Genomic DNA, 20,200 nt, shown 5'->3' on the forward strand with positions numbered 1-20,200 from the left:
CGGTGCGCGCCGTTTTATTTTGGCCGTGCGGCATGAAAACCGCTTGCCTCGTCGGCGTGAAGGCGGGAAAAGTTAATCGGCCGATTAACTCGCTCAACAGAAGAAACGTCAGAGGCGATTGCCGCATCAGGCGCATGCGCCCGCGACCCGAGGAAACAACAACGTGCTCGACAAACCAGCCCCCACCTCCTCCGTCCGCACTTCCGGCCCGCTCTCGGGCTTCCGCATCGTCGAATTCGCCGGCATCGGGCCCGGCCCGTTCGCTTGCATGATGCTGGCCGACATGGGCGCCGACGTCGTCACGCTCGACCGCGTCGGCGCGAAGAAGAGCATGAAGTCGGTGGCGGGGCGCGGCCGCAAGGTGATCGAGCTCGATCTCAAGGACAAGGCCGCGATCGTGCAAGTGCTGGATCTGCTCGCGAGCGCAGACGCGCTGGTCGAAGGCTTTCGCCCCGGCGTGATGGAGCGGCTCGGCCTCGGGCCGGATGTCGTGCTCGCGCGCAATCCGAAGCTCGTCTACGGCCGCATGACCGGCTGGGGCCAGGAAGGCCCGCTTGCGAATGCCGCCGGCCATGACATCAACTACATCTCCATCACCGGCGCGCTCGCCGCGATCGGCACGAAGGAAGCGCCGGTGCCGCCGCTCAACCTGGTCGGTGATTTCGGCGGCGGTGCGCTCTATCTCGTCGTCGGCGTGCTCGCAGCACTGCTGGAAGCCTCGAGGTCCGGCAAGGGCCAGGTGGTCGACGCCGCGATGTGCGACGGCGCGGCCTCGCTGATGTCGTTCTTCTTCGACATGACCACGATGGGACGCTGGACCGAGGCGCGTAACCAGAACTTCCTCGACGGCGGCGCGCATTTCTACGGCGTCTACGAATGCGCCTGCGGGCACTTCGTTTCGATCGGGTCGATCGAGCCGCAATTCTACGCGCTGCTGCGCGAGCACGCCGGCCTCACCGACGCCGATTTCGACGCGCAGATGGATCGCAAGGCCTGGCCGGCGCTGAAGGAGAAGCTGAAGGCCGTGTTCAAGAGCAAGACGCGCGAGGATTGGTGCAAGATCATGGAAGGCTCGGACATCTGCTTCGCTCCGGTGCTGACCATGTCGGAGGCGACACAGCATCCGCACATGGTCGCCCGCAACGTCTTCATCGAGCGCCACGGCGTGAAGCAGCCGGCGCCCGCGCCGCGATTCTCGCGGACGCCGTCGGCCGCGCGCGAGCCGGAGGCGGCGGAGATCGGGGCGGTGATGAAGGCGTGGACGCGATAGATCTAGCGCCGGCAAAGGTCGCGTAGGGTGGGCAAAGGCGCGAAGCGCCGTGCCCACGTCTTCGCATCAGTTCGGCAGGTACGTGGGCACGCTTCGCTTTGCCCACCCTACGGCAGTGTGCGTGGCGGCAGCGACCTACGCCGCGTTCCCAACCTTCAACACACCGCGCCGGATCTGGTCCTCCTCGATCGATTCGAACAGGGCCTTGAAATTGCCCTCGCCGAATCCATCGTCGCCCTTGCGCTGGATGAACTCGAAGAAGATCGGGCCGATCGCGTTGGCCGAGAAGATCTGCAGCAGCACCTTGGTCTGGCCGCCATCGACCACGCCCTCGCCGTCGATCAGGATTCCGTTCTTCTTGAGCCGCGCGACATCCTCGCCATGCCCCGCCAGGCGCGCGTCGATCTTCTCGAAATAGGTGTTGGGCGGCGAGGGCATGAAGGGCAGGCCGGCCTCGCGCAAGTCCTCGATGGTGCGGTGGATGTCGCGGCAGCCGCAGGCGATGTGCTGGATGCCTTCGCCGCGATAGGTCTGCAGATATTCCTCGATCTGGCCGGAATCGCCGGCGTCCTCGTTGATCGGAATGCGGATCTTGCCGTCCGGGCTGGTCAGCGCGCGCGAGAACAGGCCGGAGGCGCGGCCCTCGATGTCGAAGAAGCGGATCTGGCGGAAGTTGAACAGCTTCTCGTAGAAGCCGGCCCAGACATTCATGCGGCCGCGATGGACGTTGTGGGTGAGGTGGTCGAGATAGAACAGGCCGGCGCCAACCGGCTTGGGATCGCGCGCGCCGAGCCATTCGAATTCGGCATCATAGGCCGAGCCCTTGGCACCGTAACGATCGACCAGATAGAGCAGGCTGCCGCCGATGCCCTTGATCGCGGGGACATCGAGCGTCTTCTGCGCAGACGACACATCGGCGCGCTCGGCGCCGAGCGCGATCGCGCGGTCATAGGCCGCCTTGGCATCGACGACGCGAAACGCCATCGACGGCGCGCAGGGGCCGTGCGCGGCGACGAACTCAGTGCCGTGGGTGCCGGGTTCCTCGTTGACGAGATAATTGATGTCGCCCTGGCGATAGACCGTGATCTTCTTGGTCTTGTGGCGCGCGACAGGCGCATAGCCCATCAGCTTGAACAAAGCGTGCAGCTCTTCCGGATGAGGGTGCGCATATTCGACGAACTCGAAGCCGTCGGTGCCCATCGGATTGTCGGCACTAATTGTGGCCGGCGGTGCATCGTGCGGAAACGGACCCATGGTGTTCTCCCAAATGGCTGCTGGCACGAACTATCCTTCATGGGGCGCGCAAGGAGCGTGCAAACGGGGCACCAATTGGCTATAATATGCACGATCCGTGCATCAAATGGACAAAACGCGCATGATTTCCGTAGATGCCTTCGACCTCAAGATTTTAGGCGCGCTCCAGGACGACGGCCGCCTCACCAACCAGGAGCTGGCCGAGCTCGCGGGCCTCTCCGCCTCGCAATGCTCGCGGCGGCGGATGCGGCTGGAGGAGGAGAAGGTGATCGCGGGCTATCACGCCGACCTCTCCAGCGAGGCACTGGGCTTCGGCGTGATCGCCTTCATCCAGGTCGGGCTCGCGACACACTCGCCGGACAACTCAAAGCGCTTCCGCGCGCTGGTGAACCGGATCGACGAGATCCAGGAGGCGTATTCGCTGACGGGCGACGCCGACTACGTGCTCAAGGCTGTGCTGCGCGATCTCAAGGGTCTCTCCAACCTCGTCAACGACGTGCTGATGCCGCACCAGAGCGTGGCGCATGTGCGCTCCTCGATCGTGCTGGACCGGCTGAAGGAAAGCTCGAAGCTGCCGCTCAAGGAGATCAAGCCCGGCTGAAATCGAGGGAACTGCGGCATTCGCGCGCAGCGCACGATCTGCGATGATCGCAGCTCCATATGCGGAGATACAACATGGCGCTCCAGCTGCGACCGAACTGCGAATATTGCGATTGCGATCTGCCGCCGAACGCGACCAATGCGCGGATCTGCTCCTATGAATGCACGTTTTGTGCGGACTGCGTCGAGACCAAGCTGTTCAATGTCTGCCCGAATTGCGGCGGCGGCTTTGCCCCGCGCCCGATCAGGCCGGCGCAGGAATGGCGGCCGGGCGTGTGCACGGCCAAGCAGGTGCCGTCCGACAAACGGGTGCATTTGAAGTACAGCGTGGAGGATGTCGCGGCACATTGCGCGCGGGTGCGCGACGTGCCGCCGGAGAGGCGGTGAACTCGTAGGGTGGGTTAGCGCAGCGTAACCCACCACTTCTGCTGCCGCGGACGCCAAAGAGGTGGGTTACGCTAACGCTAACCCACCCTACGAAGCCCGAACGCGCGGCTCACTCCGCCGCCAAAATCGTCCCCTCGACCTCGCCGAACCCGACGCGATAGCCGTTGCCCTGGCACCAGCCGCGCATGACGAGGCTGTCGCCGTCCTCCAGGAACGCGCGCCTGGCGCCGCCGGGCAGCTCGACCGGCTCGGTGCCGTTCCAAGAAATCTCGAGCAGGCTGCCGCGCTGGTTCTTCTCCGGCCCGGAGATGGTGCCGCTCCCTAGGAGATCGCCGACATTCATGGCGCAGCCCGAGGAGGCGTGGTGCATCAGCTGCTGCACCGAGGACCAGTACATGTATTTGAAATTGGTGCGGCTGATGCTGGCCGGCGCATTGATGCCGGCAGCGCGCAAGGACACGTCGAGCTCGACATCGTAGTTCTGCGGCCTGGTCTGCTTGAGATAATCGAGCGGCACCGGCTGCTGCTCCGGCCCGTTCAGGCGGAACGGCTCCAGCGCCTCGCGCGTCACCACCCAGGGACTGATCGAGGTCGCGAACGCCTTGGCCAGGAACGGCCCGAGCGGCACATATTCCCATTGCTGGATGTCGCGCGCGCTCCAGTCGTTGAGCAGCACGAAGCCGAAGATCATCTCCTCGGCCTGGGTCTCGGTGAGCATGCCGCCCATCGGCGACGGCTGGCCGATGACGACGCCCATCTCCAGCTCGAAATCGAGCCGCTTGCACGGCGCAAAGCTCGGCAACTCGACATTCGGCGGCTTCAGCTGCCCGCGCGGCCGCTTCACCCTGGTGCCGGAGACCACGACGGTGGAGGCGCGGCCGTTATAGGCGATCGGCATGTGCAGCCAGTTCGGCTGCAGCGCATTGTCCTTGCCGCGGAACATCACGCCGACATTGGTGGCGTGCTCCTTGGACGAATAGAAATCGGTGTAGCCGGCGACGGCGAACGGAAGGTGCAGTCGGGCCTCGCGCATCGGCACCAGGGCCTGCTTGCGCAGCTCCTCGTTGTCGCGCAGCTCCGGATGATCGGCGCGCAAGAGCTCGCTGATGCGTGCGCGGGTCTTGGTCCAGACCTTCGGCCCCAGCGCCATGAAGGGATTGAGCGAGGGGCCCGAGAACACGCCGAGCGCGCCGACGTCGAGCCGGGAATCCTGCTCGAGCTCCCAGAGATCGAGCACGTAATCGCCGATTGCGACGCCGACGCGTGGCGTCGGGTTTGCCGCAGTCGAGAACACGCCGTAAGGCAGGTTCTGGATCGGGAAGTCCGAGGCGGGATCGACGGCGATGAAGGAGCGGAGGCTGGGGTCGTTGGGATGGGGCATGGGTTTCCCGTGGCACAGCGGTGACGGTGTCACCCTCCCCTGGAGGGGGAGGGTCGGTTCATATTGAGCGCAGCGAAATATGAGACGGGGTGGGGTGATCTCTCGACACGGGCAGTTTTCCTTGCGGAGAGACCGTCACCCCACCCCGCTACGCATTCCGCTTCGCTGCATGCGTAGCGACCCTCCCCCTCCAGGGGAGGGTAAGCGATACTACGGCTTGCTCGGATCGAAGCGCTTTTCCAAGCCGTTCCAGCAATCGGCGTAATCGTCCTGGAGCGTCGAGGACTTCGCGGCGTGTGCGGTGACGCGCTGCGGGTAGCGGGTCTCGAACATGAAGGCCATGGTGCCGGTCAGCTTCACCGGCTTCAATTCGCCATTACTGGCGTGCTCGAAGGCATCGCGATCCGGGCCGTGCGGCAGCATGCAATTGTGCAAGGAGATGCCACCCGGCACGAAGCCCTGCGGCTTGGCGTCGTAGACGCCGTAGATTAGGCCCATGAACTCGCTCATGATGTTCATGTGATACCAGGGCGGCCGGAAGGTGTTTTCGGCGACCATCCAGCGCTCGGGGAAAATGACGAAGTCGATGTTCGCGGTGCCCGCCGTCTCCGACGGCGAGGTCAGCACCGTGAAGATCGAGGGATCGGGATGGTCGAAGCCGATCGCTCCGACGGGAGAGAAGGTGCGCAGATCGTATTTGTACGGCGCGTAATTGCCGTGCCAGGCGACGACGTCGATCGGCGAATGCGGCAATGTCGTCTTGAACAGCGAGCCGCCCCATTTCACGTAGAGCTCGGTCGGCGTGTCCTTGTCCTCATAGTTTGCGACAGGCGTCAGGAAGTCGCGCGCATTGGCGAGGCAATTGGCGCCGATCGGACCGCGCTCGGGCAGCGTGAAGGCGCCGCCGTAATTTTCGCAGAGATAGCCGCGCGCCGGGCCGTTCGGTATCTCGACGCGGAATTTGACGCCGCGCGGGATCACCACGATCTCGCCGGGCTCGGCATCGATGCGCCCGAACTCGGTGACGAGGCGAAGATTGCCCTGCTGCAGCACGAACATCAGCTCGCCGTCGGCATCGTAGAAATGCTGGTCCACCATCGACTTGGTGATGAGGTAGACATGCGCGGCCATGCCGGCCTGGGTGTTGACGTCGCCTGCCGTCGTCATGGTCTGCATGCCCTGGACGAAGGTGACCTCCTCCTTGGGCAGCGGCGTCGGATCCCAGCGCAGCTGAGCGATCGGCAGGTCGTATTCATGGCACGGCGCCGAACGCCACAGGCCGGCATCGACCTTCTCGAAGCGGCCGGAATGCTTCACCGAGGGGCGGATGCGGTAGAGCCAGGAGCGCTCATTGGTGCCGCGCGGCGCGGTGAAGGGCGAGCCGGACAGTTGTTCGGCATAGAGCCCATAGGCGCAGCGCTGCGGCGAGTTGCGCCCGATCGGCAGCGCGCCCGGCAGCGCCTCGGTCTCGAAAGAGTTGCCGAAGCCGGACATGTAGCCCGGCGTGACCTGGGCCGAGCTGCGGATGATCTGGTCAGGCGAGGTATTGATGTTCATGACTATCCTCCTCCTTGCAAGGCCGCCCACATTTCCTGGTCGCGCTTGTCAGTCCAGATCACGGGGTCGTCGATTCCGGACGCTTCGTCGTAAGCGCGCGACACGTTGAACGGCAGGCAGTGCTCGTAGATGGCGAAGCTGTGGAATTTCGGATCCATCACCTCGCGCGTCGCCGCCATCGATTCCTTCAGCGTGCGGCCCTTGGCGACCGAGATTTCGGCCGCGCCATAGAGCGAGGTGACGAAGTCGCGCGTCATGGCGATGGCCTCGCGCACCGTGGCGGTGCCCTTCAGCGCATCGCCGCGGCCCGGCGCGATCGCCTTCGGATTGAAGTTGCGGATCTCGTTCAGCGTCATCGGCCATTCGCGCAAATGCGCATCGCCGCAATAGCAGGCCGAGTGATATTCGATGAGGTCGCCGGAGAACATGACCTCGGCATCCGGCACCCAGGCGACGATGTCGCCCGAGGTGTGGCCGGCGCCGAGCTGCATCAGCCGCACCTCGCGCTTGCCGAGGTAAATCGACATCTCGCCCTCGAAGGTCAGCGTCGGCCAGGTCAGGCCGGGAATGCTCTGCGCATCCTGGAACAGGCGCGGGAAGCGGCCGTATTCGGAATCCCAATCCTGCTTGCCGCGCTCGGCGATCAGCCGATAAGTCTCCTGCGAGGCGACGATGCCTTGCGCGTGATAGGCGGAGGCCCCTAACACGCGCACGGCGTGATAGTGCGACAGCACGACGTATTTGATCGGCTTGTCGGTAACCGTGCGTACACGCTCGATCACCTTGTTCGCCATGGCCGGCGTTGCCTGGGCGTCGAAGACGAGGCAGCCATCGTCGCCGACGATCACGGCCGTGTTGGGATCGCCCTCGGCGGTGAAGGCATAGAGATCGGTGCCGATCTCGGAGAAGGTGATCTTTTTCTCGGAGAGATCGCCGGTGGATGCGAAGTTCTTCGCCATCAATTCATCCTTACAAGTCTATTGTTGTTGCTGTTGTTGCTGCTGACCATCGATCATGCGGCGCTTGGCCAGTCCGATCGCCTCGCGCAGCACGTCGATGTCGCCGATATGGTTGGCGAGGATCAGCACCAGCGCCGCGTCGAAATCGGCGCTCTGCTCCTCGGTGAGCCCGCGATGCGCCTCGACGATGGCGCGGAACGCATCGTCGGGGCGTGCGAAGTTCGAGCTGGTGGACAGCGGCATGCGAAACCTCAATTCAGCCCTTCAGCCCGAGACAATGCCGCCGCGATCGCCTCGCGCGTCGGATGGCGGAAGCGCGCCGCCACGTAGCCATCAGGCCTGAGCAGATAGGCTGCGCCCGGTCCCGCATCGTAGCGCCTGGCGACGAGGCCGGAGGGATCGCCCAGTCCTTCCTCTCCGCCGATGCGAATGTTCTTCACGCTATCGGGCGCATCAAACCCAACGCCATTGCTGAACGACAGCAAGGTGAAGTCTGTTCCGCCCTTGCGGAAGGCATCGGTCAGATAGCCTCGCTGGGCAACGGGCGCATCGAGCATGGAACAGCCGGGCCGAGGCCCACCGGCCCAGGCATCGGCGTCTGGCGACGACAACGGCGTGTCGTAGCTGCACGGCACCGAGAGCCGGCCGCCATTGACCATGCGCTTGCCGAACTCGGTCTCCTTGGCCAGCGCCAGCACCGCCTTGCGCAGCCGCGCCTCCTGGTGCGAGTTCGGCGCCATGAAGTCGGTCGAACGGGTGGATTCGCGGATGTTCTCGTCAGCCGCCATGCTGCGCTCGAGATGGTAGCTCTCCAGCAGGCTCGCGGGCGATTTGCCGCGCAGCACGCGGTCGAGCTTCCAGGACAGGTTCTCGGCGTCCTCCAGTCCGGAATTGGCGCCGCGCGCGCCGAAGGGCGAGACCTGGTGCGCCGAATCGCCGGCGAAGACCACGCGGCCATGGATGAAGCGGTCCATCCGCCGGCATTGGAATTTGTAGAGCGAGATCCACTCGAACTCGAACTTGTCGTGGCCGAGCATGCGGGCGATCCGCGGCCGCACGTTTTCCGGCTTCTTCTCGAGAACCGGATCTGCATAGCGGTTGAGCTGGAGGTCGATGCGCCAGACATCGTCGGGCTGCCGGTGCAGCAGCGCCGAACGCCCGGCATGGAACGGCGGATCGAACCAGAACCAGCGCTCGGTCGGGAATTCCGCCGTCATCTTGACGTCGGCGATCAGGAACTGGTCCTCGAACACCTGACCGGCGAATTCCGCACCGACCATCTGCCGCAGCGAGGAGCGCGCGCCGTCGCAGGCGATGACATATTGCGCATGCAGGCGATAGGCGCCCTCCGGCGTCTCGATCGTCAGCGCCACGGAATCGTTGCGCTGCTCGAGCGCCGTCACCTTGTTGCGCCAGCGCAGGTCGATATCAGGCAGATCGTTGATGCGATCGACCAGATAAGCCTCGGCGTAATATTGCTGGAGATTGATGAAGGCCGGCCGCTTGTGCCCGTCTTCCGGCAACAGGTTGAACTGATAGAGTTGCGACTCGCCGTGGAAGATCCGCCCCACACTCCACACCACGCCCTTCTCGACCATGCGGTCGCCGACGCCGAGCCGGTCCCAATATTCCAGCGAGCGTTTCGAGAAACAGATCGCGCGCGAGCCCTCGCCGATGCGGTCGGCATCATCCAACAGCACGGCGCGCTGACCGCGCTGGGCGAGATCGATCGCCAGCGACAAGCCGACCGGGCCCGCGCCGACGATCACGACCGGATGCTCCGCGGGGCTCCAGCCAGGGCGGTCCTGATCGGGGTGACGGCGGTAGCCGAACTGGGTCTTGGCGTGAGGGGTATTGGCCGGCGCCATACACGAACCTCGGCTCTGGTCAGGACAGGATCGATCTGCTAGATAGTCTCACGTGCAACTATTTTGGACCGGAGCCGGCCGGCCGTCAACTGGAATTCGGAGCGCTTCCTTGGCGAGGACATCCAGCGACATCGCGCTCAAAGCGCGCGCGGCCGACGAGGCTTCAACGCGGCCCAAGCCGCGGCTCGATTTGTTCAAGTTCGTGCCGTTCCGCCTCAACCGGCTCGCGGCGGAGGTCAGTTCCGCGCTGTCGGTCGAATATCAGGAACGCCACGGCCTCGACATTCCGGCCTGGCGCGTGATCGCCACGCTCGGCTTCCGCGTTGATGCCTGCAGCGCGCAGTACATCGCGCAGTGCACCCGCACGCATAAATCCACCATAAGCCGCGCGGTGACGACGCTGCTCAACGACGGCCTGATCGAGCGGGTCGAGAACGCAGCCGACCGCCGCGAATTCCGCCTGCAACTGACGAAAAAGGGCCGGGCGCTCTACGAGGAGCTGTTCCCGCAATTGCTGCGGCGAGAGGACGAGATCCTCGCCTGCCTCTCAGCGCAGGAGCGCAAGCAGCTCTCGGCCCTGCTCGGCAAGATCGAGCAGAGCCTCGATTTGATCCAGACCAGCGAAGAGGCCGACGCCAAGCAGGCGTATTAGGGCGCCCACCCATAAGGCGCAGACGTCAGCTTTTGGGAGTCCGGTTGAGAAAGCTTGGTAGGACCGTGACGGCAGCGACGTATATAGCGATGCTACTTGTGGCGCTTATCGCAACTCGCGCATACGCCGCTGACATAGGTTATCTGGCTCCCCCCGGAGTCGCGGCAAACGAGTTTCCCTCACCGCGACGCCCTGTTGCACGGATCGTCAGCCCACGCCGCGCCGCCGAAGAGCGCCGCGACGCCCTCAATGAGGCCGGCCAAATCGCGCGTGTTCTTGAACTGAAACCAGGCATGACAGTCGGCGACATTGGAGCAGGCAGTGGCTACCACACGGTCCGGCTCTCGCACCTCGTCGGACCCGCTGGCTCTGTCGTTGCCCAGGACGTCACGCGGGATTACCTCATCGAACTCGCCAGGCGAACAGAACTTCTGAAGTTGACGAACGTGCAATTCGCGCTCGGCGAACCCCACGACCCGCGTCTGCCCGCTTCCTCGCTGGATGCCGCAATCCTCGTTCACATGTATCACGAGATAGCCCAACCCTATGCCTTCCTCTACAACCTCGCACCCGCCTTGAAGCAGGGTGCGCGGGTCGGAATTGTCGATCTCGAGCTTCCGACGTCGAAGCATGGCACGCCAATTGAGCTCTTGCGCTGCGAAGTGACCGCCGTCGGTTATCGCGAGGTCGCCACATATAAGCTAGCAGGTGACGGAGGATATTTGGCGGTATTCTCTCCGCCGGAGGTAGCGGCTCGAAAATCTCCCCACGATATCGTTGCTTGTAGGAATCCTGCCGGCGCTCGTTGACACCACGCCCCCCGATCTCAGAGGCTGAACGTGTCCGAAGCAAGGGGCAGACCGGAAGTCGCCGGCTGAGACTCAAACCGGGCGCTTTTGACCCAAAGCAGTCCTTCCACTCTCCTTCCTTCAAGAAAGTGCTAAGGTCGCCTTCCGTAGGTGTGGTCTCTTGCAGGGAGCGGCACATGCGACGTCGGGAATTCATCGCCGGAGGAAGCGCAGATGAAACGACGTGAATTCATCAGCATCGTCGGCGGTGCAGCGGTCGGGTTGCCATTTGCCGCGATGGCGCAGCGCCAGATGCCATTGGTTGGCTTCCTGAATAGCGCATCGCCCGAGACCTATCGCTTCAATGCCGACTCTTTTCAAGAAGGTCTGGCAAAAGCTGGCTTTGTTGCGGGGCGCAACGTCCGTATCGAGGAACGCTGGGCTCGGGGTGACTACAGCGTGTTACCCCGCCTTGCGGCCGAACTTGTCGCTATGGGCGTCGTCGCGATTGCTGCCACAGGAGATGTCGCCTCTGCTCGGGCGGCGCAGCTTGCGAGCAACACGGTGCCAGTGGTGTTTACTATCGGCGGAGACCCAGTCCGCCATGGACTCGTCGAAAGCATAAACCGCCCCGGCAGGCACGTCACTGGAATCCTTTTTAATCCGAACGTACTCGGCGCAAAGCGAGTTGAATTGCTCCATGAAATTGCCCCGGATATTTCCCGCATCGCACTGCTGATGAACCCCACGAACCCAAACGCCAAAACCGAAGAAGCTGATGCCGAAGCAGGGGCGAGGAAGCTGAGCCTGCAGACCATCACGTTCAATGCGAGAAACGCGAGCGAAATGGAAGCCGCACTCGAACAGTTGCTGAGTGCCAAGGCCGAAGCATTGATTACCGCGAGTGATCCGATCCTGCTGGATCGGCGCGAGCAGATTGCTTCCTTCGCACTACGGCACAACGTGCTGGCCATAGGCTTTGTGCAACAGATCGCTGCTGCGGGTGGCCTTCTGAGCTATGGTCCGAGCATCAGTTGGATGTACAGACAAGCAGGCGACTACGTCGGACAAATCCTGAAAGGCTCAAATCCGGCCGAAATGCCCGTCCTGCAGCCGACACGCTACGAACTGGTGATCAATCTGAAGACCGCCAAGACACTTGGCCTCACCGTTTCGCCATTGCTGCTCGCTCGTGCGGACGAAGTGATCGAATAAGATGCTACTTCCGGAATTGGCCCGACTCAGACCTCCGACGATGTTCTTTTCGGCTGCATTCGGGAGCATAGCGGACATAAGGCCCGCCTGACCCGAGCCAAAAGAGTGCTCGCGGCGCTGCCCGGCAAGATCGAAGCGAGCCTCGACCTGATCCAGACCCGCGAAGAGGCGGATGCGAAGCAGGCGTATTAGCCCAATTTGGCATTCCGGGGCGCCGCAAAGCGGCGAACCCGGAATCTCGCGCTACAACTTCTGGATTCCGGGTTCGCGCTCCGCGCGCCCCGGAATGACGGCTTCGCCGTCACCTCGCAAACGACCGCGACGGCGGCAGGTGCAGCGCCCAGGCGTCGACCTTGTCGCTGGCGCGCGGGTAGATCTCGGTCACGATCGGATCATGACCGGGGATGTAGCGATCGGGATGGCCGGCGAGGCGCTCGATCGTTTCCCAGCCTTGCGCCATGTCGCCGACATTGTAGACGATCGGGAACGGGCTCCTGCGCTGCAGATTGGCGTAGTAATGCGCGGCATCGGAGGCGAGCACCACGGGGCCGCGCGCGGTGTCGACCCTCACCACCTGCAAGCCGTCGGAATGGCCGCCGACGCGGTGCACGGTCACGCCGGGAGCGACCTCGCCGTCGCCGGAATAGAAGGTGACGCGCTCGCCATAGACGTGGCGCACCATCAGCGTGACATGCTCGACCGAGAACGGGTGGCGCAGCATACCGTTGCACATGCAGCGCCCGGTCGCGTAGGCCATCTCGCGCTCCTGCAGATGGAAGCGCGCATTGGGAAAGCGGTCGAGATTGCCGGCGTGGTCGTAATGCAGATGCGTCACGATGACGTCACGAATGGCTGACGCCGCGACGCCGAAACGCTCCAGCGCATCGACCGGATTGAGCGTGAGCTTGCGCGCCCGCGCGCTCGCCTCCTCGGCGTTGAAGCCGGTATCGACCAGAATGTCGCGGCCGTGGCCCCGAATCAGCCAGACGAAATAATCGAGGTCCTGCGCCGCGCTGTCATGCGGGTCGGGCGCGAGGAAGTTCATGTGGGGGGTGCGCGGCGACATCGTCGCATAGCGCAGGGCGTAGATCTCGTAGACGTTTCCCATGGGTGTTGCTTTTTTCGCGTTGGATCTTCTGGAGCGATCGCGCCCACCAAGCCATCGCCGGCAGGAAAGGTCAAACGCGGGGCGTTGCGGCGGAGGCGGGCCTGCAATGTGAGATCGATCACGTCTTCATCGCCATGGTTGTCTTAACGTCCGCCGATCGCATCGAGATACCGAGGACTGTCATGACAACCCGTCTATTTTCGCTCGCGGCACGCCCGTCCGTTGCGGTCAATCGTCGGATTAAGGTCGAATCTCCAAGTGGTTGACGCCCCCCGTCCCCGGTTTGATAATGGGGTAAGCGTAAGTTAAGGTCGCCGCGGCGCAAGCTGGAACGGCGCCTTTTTGGCTGGACCGCGCTGATTATGAAAATTCGCTTCTTTGTTCTCCTGTCCTTGCTCATCTCGCTCGTCCCGACTGCCCCCTCGCTTGCGGCCGGTGACCGTTTCGCGCTTGTCATTGGCAACGCCAAATATCCGGACGCGGATGCCCCGCTGAAGGAACCGATCAACGATGCGCGCGCCGTCGCCGACGAGCTCAAGCGCGACGGCTTTTCGGTCGAGCTCGGCGAGAACCTGACCGGCGACGCCATGCGCCGCGCCTTCGACAAGCTCTACGGCAAGATCAAGCCGGGCTCGGTCGCGCTGGTGTTCTTCTCGGGTTTCGGCATCCAGTCCGCGCGCCAGAGCTATCTGCTGCCGGTGGATGCGCAGATCTGGACCGAGTCCGACGTGCGCCGCGACGGCTTCAGCCTCGAGACCGTCCTCGGCGAGCTCAACACCCGCGGCGCCGGCGTCAAGATCGCGCTGATCGACGCGTCCAGGCGCAACCCGTTCGAGCGCCGGTTCCGCAGCTTCTCGGCCGGCCTGACCCCCGTGATCGCACCGAACGGCACGTTAGTGATGTACTCGGCGGCGCTGGCCTCGGTGGTCTCGGACGCCGGCGGCGACCGCAGCCTGTTCGTCCAGGAACTGCTGAAGGAAATCCGCGTCCCCGACCTGATGGCCGAGGAGACGCTGAACCGCACCAAGATGGGCGTCACCCGCGCCTCGCGCGGCGAGCAGGTGCCGTGGATTTCCTCGTCACTGGCCGAAGATTTTTCGTTCATTCCGGGCGCCGGCGGTTCGCGTCCGGCAACGCCGCCGCCGCCGCCGCCGCCCAATGACGTGACCCGCCCCTGCTTCAGCATCACGATCTGCGTCGCGAGCTGGCGCAGCTCGGCGACGTCATGGCTGACATAGACCATGGGCACATTGGCCTCGTCGCGCAGCCGCACGAGATAGGGCAGGATCTCGAGCTTGCGGCCCTCGTCGAGCGCGCCGAGCGGCTCGTCGAGCAGCAGGAGGCGCGGCTTCGACAGCAGCGCGCGGCCGAGCGCGACGCGCTGGCGCTCACCGCCGGACAGCTTCCCGGGACGGCGATCCCTGAGCGCGCCGATGTCGAGCAACTCGATGATGCGCTTGTGCTGCGCCGGATCGGGCGCAAGTCCGTTCATCCGCCGCCCGTAGTCGAGGTTCTGCGCCACGCTCAGATGCGGAAACAGCCGCGCATCCTGGAACACGTAGCCGATGCGGCGGCGGTAAGTGGGCACGTGAATGCCCGCCGCGGTGTCATCGACGGTCTCGCCGTCGATCGCGATGGTGCCGCGGTCGGGCCGCAGCAGCCCGGCGATCATGTTGACCAGCGAGCTCTTGCCGGCACCCGAGGCGCCGAACAGCCCGATGACGCGCCCCTCGCTGCTGAAGGATGCGTGAAGCGAGAATTCGCCGAGCTGTTTTTCGACGTCGACGCGCAGCATGGTCAATTCCCGTGCAGCCGCTGCGTGGCGCGGCGGGCGAACCACTCGGCCGCGATCAGCGCGCCGATCGCGAGCACGATCGAGACGATCACGAGCCTTCCCGCAGCGGCATCGCCGTCCGGCGTCTGGATCAGCGAATAGATCGCCGACGAAATCGTCTGGGTCTCGCCGGGAATGTTGGAGACGAAGGTAATGGTGGCGCCGAACTCGCCGATCGCCTTGGCAAAGCCCAGCACCATGCCGGCGAGCACGCCCGGCAGCGCCAGCGGCAGCGTCACCGTGAAGAACACTTTCCACGGGGCTGCGCCGAGCGTCTCGGCGGCCTGCTCGAGCCGGCGATCGATCGCCTCGATCGACAGCCGCATCGGGCGGACGAGAAGCGGAAACGCCATCACGCCGCAGGCGAGCGCAGCACCGGTCCAGCGGAACGCGAAGACGATGCCGAGATGGTCGGCAAGAAAGCCGCCAATGAGACCTTTGCGGCCGAAGCTGAGCAGCAGCAGATAGCCGGTGACCACAGGCGGCAGCACCAGCGGCAGGTGCACCAAGGCGTCCAGTATCGACTTGCCCCAGAAGTCACGTCGCGCGAGCAGCCACGCCAGCGCGATGCCGAACGGCGTCGCGACCAGCGTGGCGATGACGGCGACCCTAAGCGAAAGCAGGATCGCCGTCCATTCGGCGGCAGAGATCTCGAACATCAAGTCGTCATATCGGGTCGCAGAAATCAGGTTTGCAAGAATCAGGTCGTTGGGCTGATCAGGAACTTGAAGCCGTATTTTTCCAAAATGGTCTTGGCCGCCGTCGAGCGCAGAAAGGCGAGATAGTCGTTCGTCTCCGGCTTGGCGGTGCTGGTTGCCGCGACCGGATAGATGATCGCAGGATGCGAATCCGCCGGGAAGGTGCCGACGATCTTCACGCCCGGCTCGACCTTGGCGTCGGTGGAATAGACGATGCCGAGCACGGCCTCGCCGCGGGCGACCAGCGTCAGCGCCGTGCGCACGCTCTCGGCCATGGCGAATTTCGACTCTACGGCCTGCCAGGCCCCGAGCTTTTCCAGCGCCGCCTTGGCATATTTCCCTGCCGGTACCGACCTGACGTCGCCGGTCGCGATCCTGCCGTCGCCGGCGAGCTTGGCCAGATCGAAGCCTTGCGCGATCGTCACGCTGTCGATCTTGGAATCCTTCGGCGCGATCAGCACGATGCTGTTGCCGAGCAGGTTGACGCGTGTCGGCTCGTTGATGGTCTTCTTGGAGATCGCGTAGTCCATCCAGTCGGTGTCCGCGGAAACGAACACGTCGGCCGGCGCACCCTGCTCGATCTGCTTGGCCAGCACCGAGCTTGCGGCGTAGCTGACGCTGAACTTGACGCCGGTCTTGGCGGTGTAGGCGGCGTCGATCTCGTCCAGCGCATTCTTCATCGAGGCGGCAGCGAACACCGCGATGGTCTTGTCCTCGGCCGCGGCGGGCGCGAGGGCCGTGCCGGCGAGAATGACGAAGGCGGCGAAAAGTCCTGAGAGACGAAACATGGGATGCGCTCCGTGCGAGCTCGCGCGCGCAAGGTGCACGCGCAAAATCTGGCGTTGGGTCGGGCAGATGCGACGGGCGGAAGCGCTGTTCCACGGTCCCTTGCGACGGCTTACGGCCGGCGGGGATATCGCAGTGCAAACATAGCAGGCCGCGGCGCCACGTCAAAGGCAACTGAGTTCGTCATCCCGGGCTCGCTTCGCGCCCCGGGACGACGGCGGTGCATTCCGTGGCAGCTTACCTTATGGCTTCGCGTCGCCTGCATGCAGCACCGCCTTGCAGGCTGCCGGCATCTGCGCCAGCGTCATCGGCGGCTTGGGCTTGGGCGGCTCCGGCGGCGGCTTGGGGTGCAGCACCGCGTCGGAGAACCAATAGGCGAGATCGGCGGGCTTGCAGCCTTCGTCCTCGGCCTGTGACGACTGGCCCTCGCATTCGCCCGCCCCCGCCGGGCAGCGCATGCGAATGTGGAAGTGATAGTCGTGGCCCCACCAGGGGCGGATCTTCGACAGCCATGCGCGATCGCCCTTGGCCTCGCGGCATAACGCTTTCTTGATCGCGGCGTTGACGAAGATGCGCTGCACGGCGGGCTCCCGCGCCGCGTCGCGCAGCACCAGCACGTGGCCCGGCGTGAACACCTTGGGATCGACGTCGAGCCGATCCTGGCGCACCATCATCACCGCCGACATGTCCTCGCGCTCCTCGCGCGAGAGCCGGCGGTCCGGCATCGGCGTCAGCCAGATGTCGGCATCCAAGCCGATCTGGTGGCTGGCATGGCCTGACAGCGCCGGCCCGCCGCGCGGCTGCGCGATGTCGCCGACCAGGATGCCGGGCCAGCCGGCGTCCTTGTGCGCTTTGGCGGCGAGCCGCCTGATCAGCGCGATCATGTCGGGATGACCGTAGCTGCGATTCCGCGACAGCCGCATCACCTGCCAATGATCGCCGTTGACCGGCATCTGCTCCGCGCCGCCGATGCAGCCCTTGGTGTAGGAGCCGATGACATGGGCCGGCCCCTTCGACGGCAGCAGCTTGCGCGCGAACAGTTCCTTCGCGGCGAGATCGGGGTCGTTCGGATTGGCGAGCGGCGGCAGCGGCTTCGGGGTGATGCTGCCCTTGTCCTGGGCCAGCGCGCTACCGGCGCCCAGGCAGACGAACGAAAGCAGGAGGAGGGTGATGCCGCGGCGACTCATGCTGACGCTCTTATAGCCCAATGCTGCACCAGGGTTAAGAACGAGGCGCTGAGCCCGCCGCCGGCTCACCGCAGCTCGCCCGAATCGCGTCTCGACCCGCCGCTTCTTAACGGTGCAATAACCGTATCCTGCATTGACCAAAATTCGTGCGTTGAGCGGGGAATACTTGCGGCTCGCATGCAATCGCGCGCGGTTTCGGAACGGATTCAGGCGCGCGCGCAATTTTGCACCAGATCGCTCATTGATTGCGACGCCACACTCAGTCTGATGGCGCCTGCAGCCGCTCGCCACGCCGCGCAAACAGGCAGCAAGCGCCGCCGCGTGCGGACCGCGTCCGGGCAAGATTACTTTTTTTTCAGACACTTGCCCCAAAGCTTGCGGCCGCTGGGCGCGACTGGGACGAGTGAAGTTGAGTTTGGGGTCTCGAAAAGCAAGAAAGCGAAAGCAAAGCGTGCTTGCCCGTGCCGGCCAGAAGGCGCGCAAGTCGCGTTTCGCGCGTGCCTCGCGTGCGCTTTCCGAACGCGACGAAGTCCTGCGCAGCCGTGCCGAGGCGGAAGCCGCGATCGCGGACGCGCGCAAATCCCATGAGCGCCTGCGCCAGGCCATCGATATCCTGCCGCAAGGCATCGTGTTTCTCGATGCCGAAGGCCGCTACGTCCTCTGGAACAAGAAGTACGCGGAGATCTACAGCAAGACCGCCGATCTGTTCGAGGAAGGCGCGCGCCTCGAGGACACGCTGCGCATCGGCGTCGCACGCGGCGACTATCCCGAGGCCGTCGGCAACGAGGACGCCTGGATCGCCGAGCGCCTGCAAAAGCTCTACAAGCCCGGCGCGCGCCACGAGCAGAAGCTGTCCGACGGCCGCGTCATCCTGATCGACGAGCGCTTGACCGATGACGGTGGCGTCGTCGGCCTGCGCGTCGACATCACCGAGCTCAAGCAGCGCGAGGCCTCGTTCCGCCTGCTGTTCGACGGCAATCCCGTGCCCATGATCGTCTGCGCGCTGGACGACGAGCGCATTCTCGGCGTCAACGATGCCGCGGTCGCGCATTATGGCTATAGCCGGGCCGAGTTCGAGCGATTGAAGATCCGCTCCCTGCAGGCCTTCGACAGCGAGCCGCCCTGGACCGTCGATGAGACCGGCGAGGAGCAGGCCGGCCGCACCTGGAAGCATGTCAAGGCCGACGGCGCGCTGATCGACCTTGCGATCTATTCCCGCGAGCTGACCTATGCCGAGCGGCCCGCGGTGCTGCTCGCGCTGATGGACATCACCGAGCGCAAGCGCGCCGAGGCGCGGCTCGCCTTCATGGCCCAGCACGACGGGCTGACCGGCCTGCCCAATCGTAGCCTGCTGCGGCAGCAGGTCGACGAGATGTTGCTGCACACGCGGCGCAGCGCCGAGAAGGTCGCGCTGCTGATGCTGGGGCTCGACAATTTCAAGGCGGTCAACGACACGCTGGGGCACGCGGTCGGCGACAAGCTCCTGCGCGGCGTCGCCAAGCGGCTGCGCTCCACCTTGCGGGAAGAGGACGCGCTGGCGCGGCTCAATTCCGACGAGTTCGCGATCGTGCAAAGCGGGCTGGCGCGTCCCGAGGACGCGGTGATGCTGGCCAAGCGCCTCCTGGCGGCCATTGCCGATCCCTATCTGCTCGACGGCCATTCCGTGGTGATCGGCGCCTCGATCGGCATTGCGATGGCGCCGGGCGACGGCGAGGATTCCGAAAAGCTGCTCAAGAGCGCCGACATGGCGCTGTCGCGCGCCAAGCTGGACGCGCGCGGCAGCTTCGCCTTCTTCGAGGCCGCGCTCGATGCGAAGGCGCAGAGCCGCCGCAAGATCGAGGTCGAGCTGCGTGACGCGATCCAGAACGACGTGCTGCGTCCGTATTACCAGCCGCTGATCGACCTCACGAGCGGCCGCATCACCGGCTTCGAGGCGCTGGTGCGCTGGCCGCATGCCGAGCGCGGCATGGTGTCGCCGGCCGAGTTCATTCCGGTCGCCGAAGACACCGGCCTGATCAATCCGCTCGGCGGGCTGATGCTGCGCCGGGCCTGCCTCGATGCCGCGACCTGGCCCGACGACGTCCGCGTCGCGGTCAACCTGTCGCCGCTCCAGTTCCGCAGCGGCAATCTGCTCTCGATGGTGACCGACGCACTGAAGCATTCCGGCCTGCCGCCGCGGCGGCTCGAGCTCGAGATCACCGAGACGCTGCTCCTTGAGAAGAGCGCGCAGGTGCTGGCGACGCTGCATGCGCTGCGCGCGCTCGGCGTGCGCATCTCCATGGACGATTTCGGCACCGGCTATTCCAGCCTCAGCTATCTGCGCAGCTTCCCGTTCGACAAGATCAAGATCGACCAGTCCTTCGTGCGCGATCTCGCCGCCAACCGCGAGGCCCAGGCGATCATCCGCTCCATCGTCAGCCTCGGCAAAGGTCTTGGCGTCACCATCACTGCCGAGGGCGTCGAGACCGAGGCCGAGCTCAGCTGCCTCCGCGCCGAAGGCTGCCATGAGGGCCAGGGTTTCCTGTTCAGCAAGGCCCGGCCGAATGCGGAGATCATCAGCCTGCTGGCCGCACAACGCGGCATCGACGGTGAAGAGGACGCCGCGCTGGTGGCGTGACCACTCGCTTCCTCGATATGTAGGAACGCACCGCTCTCT

At 64.7% G+C, this 20,200-nt stretch carries 17 protein-coding genes and 3 pseudogenes; 9 read left to right on the forward strand and 11 right to left on the reverse strand.

Annotation, left to right across the window (positions count from 1 at the left end; all coding sequences use genetic code 11):
• Positions 1–163: 163 nt before the first annotated feature.
• Entirely contained in the window at positions 164–1,270 is a 1,107-nt protein-coding gene (locus DCG74_RS02880; RefSeq protein WP_172788236.1) for a CaiB/BaiF CoA-transferase family protein, read from the forward strand.
• Positions 1,271–1,405: 135 nt separating this feature from the next.
• Here the strand turns inward: DCG74_RS02880 and hppD are convergent, their stop codons facing one another.
• Entirely contained in the window at positions 1,406–2,524 is a 1,119-nt protein-coding gene (hppD, locus tag DCG74_RS02885) for a 4-hydroxyphenylpyruvate dioxygenase (protein ID WP_172788315.1), read from the reverse strand.
• Between the two features lie 121 nt (positions 2,525–2,645).
• Here hppD and DCG74_RS02890 point away from each other — a divergent pair, with 121 nt between their 5' ends.
• The gene (locus DCG74_RS02890; RefSeq protein WP_036045971.1) at positions 2,646–3,125 is read left to right on the forward strand and encodes an Lrp/AsnC family transcriptional regulator; all 480 of its coding nucleotides are present in this window, start codon (positions 2,646–2,648) and stop codon (positions 3,123–3,125) included.
• A gap of 74 nt (positions 3,126–3,199) precedes the next feature.
• Positions 3,200–3,511 (forward strand): DUF1272 domain-containing protein, encoded by a 312-nt coding sequence (locus DCG74_RS02895; protein WP_172788235.1) that lies wholly within the window; start codon positions 3,200–3,202, stop codon positions 3,509–3,511.
• 109 nt (positions 3,512–3,620) lie between these two features.
• Here DCG74_RS02895 and fahA read toward each other — a convergent pair whose 3' ends face one another.
• The 5 genes from fahA to DCG74_RS02920 form a co-directional block, all read right to left on the reverse strand.
• Positions 3,621–4,892 (reverse strand): fumarylacetoacetase, encoded by a 1,272-nt coding sequence (gene fahA / locus DCG74_RS02900; protein ID WP_172788234.1) that lies wholly within the window; start codon positions 4,890–4,892, stop codon positions 3,621–3,623.
• 210 nt (positions 4,893–5,102) lie between these two features.
• Entirely contained in the window at positions 5,103–6,449 is a 1,347-nt protein-coding gene (gene hmgA, locus DCG74_RS02905; protein ID WP_172788233.1) for a homogentisate 1,2-dioxygenase, read from the reverse strand.
• Positions 6,450–6,451: 2 nt separating this feature from the next.
• Positions 6,452–7,408 (reverse strand): MBL fold metallo-hydrolase, encoded by a 957-nt coding sequence (locus DCG74_RS02910; RefSeq protein WP_172788232.1) that lies wholly within the window; start codon positions 7,406–7,408, stop codon positions 6,452–6,454.
• An 18-nt stretch (positions 7,409–7,426) separates the two neighbouring features.
• A complete protein-coding gene (locus DCG74_RS02915; RefSeq protein WP_025032749.1) occupies positions 7,427–7,651 on the reverse strand; it encodes a DUF2783 domain-containing protein in 225 nt (74 codons plus the stop codon).
• Positions 7,652–7,659: 8 nt separating this feature from the next.
• Positions 7,660–9,276: an FAD-dependent oxidoreductase gene (locus tag DCG74_RS02920; protein WP_172788231.1), complete on the reverse strand. Its 1,617-nt coding sequence runs from the start codon at positions 9,274–9,276 to the stop codon at positions 7,660–7,662.
• A gap of 109 nt (positions 9,277–9,385) precedes the next feature.
• Between DCG74_RS02920 and DCG74_RS02925 the strand changes: the two genes are divergently transcribed.
• The 4 genes and pseudogenes from DCG74_RS02925 to DCG74_RS38815 all read left to right on the forward strand — a co-directional run.
• Positions 9,386–9,928, forward strand: coding sequence for a MarR family winged helix-turn-helix transcriptional regulator (locus DCG74_RS02925; protein WP_172788230.1), 543 nt, complete (start codon positions 9,386–9,388; stop codon positions 9,926–9,928).
• 89 nt (positions 9,929–10,017) lie between these two features.
• Positions 10,018–10,737 (forward strand): class I SAM-dependent methyltransferase, encoded by a 720-nt coding sequence (locus tag DCG74_RS02930; protein WP_172788314.1) that lies wholly within the window; start codon positions 10,018–10,020, stop codon positions 10,735–10,737.
• A 213-nt stretch (positions 10,738–10,950) separates the two neighbouring features.
• The gene (locus DCG74_RS02935) at positions 10,951–11,931 is read left to right on the forward strand and encodes an ABC transporter substrate-binding protein (RefSeq protein WP_172788229.1); all 981 of its coding nucleotides are present in this window, start codon (positions 10,951–10,953) and stop codon (positions 11,929–11,931) included.
• Positions 11,932–12,045: 114 nt separating this feature from the next.
• Positions 12,046–12,123: pseudogene (locus DCG74_RS38815) on the forward strand (MarR family transcriptional regulator); the annotation flags it as partial.
• A gap of 109 nt (positions 12,124–12,232) precedes the next feature.
• On the opposite strand, the gene DCG74_RS02940 reads toward DCG74_RS38815, so the two are convergent.
• Positions 12,233–13,039, reverse strand: a complete 807-nt coding sequence (locus tag DCG74_RS02940; RefSeq protein WP_172788228.1) for an N-acyl homoserine lactonase family protein — start codon at positions 13,037–13,039, stop codon at positions 12,233–12,235.
• Positions 13,040–13,401: 362 nt separating this feature from the next.
• Between DCG74_RS02940 and DCG74_RS02945 the strand changes: the two are divergent.
• Positions 13,402–14,196: pseudogene (locus DCG74_RS02945) on the forward strand (caspase domain-containing protein); the annotation flags it as partial.
• On the opposite strand, the pseudogene modC reads toward DCG74_RS02945, so the two are convergent.
• From modC to mepA, 4 genes and pseudogenes are all read right to left on the reverse strand, one after another.
• A pseudogene (gene modC / locus DCG74_RS02950) lies at positions 14,190–14,834 on the reverse strand (molybdenum ABC transporter ATP-binding protein); the annotation flags it as partial. The pseudogenes DCG74_RS02945 and modC overlap by 7 nt on opposite strands.
• Before the next feature lie 2 nt (positions 14,835–14,836).
• Complete coding sequence (gene modB, locus DCG74_RS02955; RefSeq protein ID WP_172786648.1) at positions 14,837–15,532, reverse strand: molybdate ABC transporter permease subunit; 696 nt, start codon at positions 15,530–15,532, stop codon at positions 14,837–14,839.
• A 41-nt stretch (positions 15,533–15,573) separates the two neighbouring features.
• Positions 15,574–16,359 (reverse strand): molybdate ABC transporter substrate-binding protein, encoded by a 786-nt coding sequence (modA, locus tag DCG74_RS02960; RefSeq protein ID WP_172786649.1) that lies wholly within the window; start codon positions 16,357–16,359, stop codon positions 15,574–15,576.
• A gap of 240 nt (positions 16,360–16,599) precedes the next feature.
• Entirely contained in the window at positions 16,600–17,544 is a 945-nt protein-coding gene (mepA, locus tag DCG74_RS02965) for a penicillin-insensitive murein endopeptidase (RefSeq protein ID WP_172786650.1), read from the reverse strand.
• 451 nt (positions 17,545–17,995) lie between these two features.
• On the opposite strand from mepA, the gene DCG74_RS02970 reads away from it, so the two are divergent.
• Positions 17,996–20,161: an EAL domain-containing protein gene (locus DCG74_RS02970; protein WP_172786651.1), complete on the forward strand. Its 2,166-nt coding sequence runs from the start codon at positions 17,996–17,998 to the stop codon at positions 20,159–20,161.
• The last annotated feature ends 39 nt before the right edge of the window (positions 20,162–20,200 follow it).

This window comes from Bradyrhizobium sp. WBAH42 (genome assembly GCF_024585265.1).
GTDB lineage: Bacteria > Pseudomonadota > Alphaproteobacteria > Rhizobiales > Xanthobacteraceae > Bradyrhizobium.